Raw genomic sequence first — 809 nt, 5'->3', positions numbered from 1 at the left:
GCTGACGTCCGTACTCACCTAAGGAAAGTTTCTATGATGACGTTTGTCTTCAATCTAAAAGCCTCGGGAAACCTGAGCTTTTAGATTGAAATTTCACCGTTCTTTGATCATCTTCGTTGCGATCTCCAAGAGTTCCACTCCCATCTGAAAGTGCTCGTCTAATAAATCATAAACGGCATCTTCGGACAAGACACCACATGGTAGATCTGCTGGAAAGTCAGCTTGATTGGACAAGTCCAAATCATCAAAATAGACCTGACTACTATAATAATCGCGAAGTTGGATATAGCTTTCTTGATGCTCTCTTAGCTGATCCACTGCTTTTTTAGTTTCTTCCAAAGTTTTGGCATAGTCATTCAAATAACCTTCCATTCTTTGGATCCGTTCGATGTTTTCCTGTGCAATTGCCATGATTTACTCCACTTTCACCACTTCTAGATGGGGGCCACCTAGAAGCACGAGGTATTTTTCTACTTGCTCTTTGCCATAAGAACGACGAAGAGCTTCTGCATAGAGATCGAGCTGATCCCGGTAGCGTTCGACCAATTGGCTAGGAACCTTGTAGTGATCCGTCTTATAATCAAAGAGCAGGATCCGGTCTTCTAGCACCACGTAACCATCCAGGATCCCCCGCACGACGAAGTCCTCTCCACTGGCTGGATCTTTCTTCAGCATGGCAAAGGGAGCTTCGCGACGGACTCGAGAGGCCTCTTTTTGAAGCAAGGTCCCCAAAGGCGTCTCATAGAAAGCAAGGATGGCCTCTAGCTTGATGCGCGCTTTGACCGCTGGCTCTGCTTGAACTTGCTCCA

General features: G+C 46.1%; 2 protein-coding genes. Both read right to left on the bottom strand.

What is annotated here, in order from left to right:
- Window positions 1-93: 93 nt before the first annotated feature.
- Entirely contained in the window at window positions 94-411 is a 318-nt protein-coding gene (locus HMPREF2893_RS03670; protein WP_049475317.1) for a DUF4298 domain-containing protein, read from the bottom strand.
- 3 nt (window positions 412-414) lie between these two features.
- Window positions 415-809, bottom strand: a 395-nt coding sequence (locus HMPREF2893_RS03665) for a PD-(D/E)XK nuclease family protein (RefSeq protein ID WP_186822241.1), incomplete at its 5' end; no start/stop codon positions are given.

This window comes from Streptococcus sp. HMSC072C09, from assembly GCF_001813105.1.
GTDB lineage: Bacteria > Bacillota > Bacilli > Lactobacillales > Streptococcaceae > Streptococcus.
The sequence above is the reverse complement of the archived record's forward strand: the minus strand, read 5'-3'. Positions and strand labels throughout refer to the sequence as shown.

Bases quoted from the DNA above. Each gene is read 5' to 3' on its own strand.
- HMPREF2893_RS03670 (WP_049475317.1), bottom strand. From the start codon at position 411: ATGGCAATTGCACAGGAAAACATCGAACGGATCCAAAGAATGGAAGGT.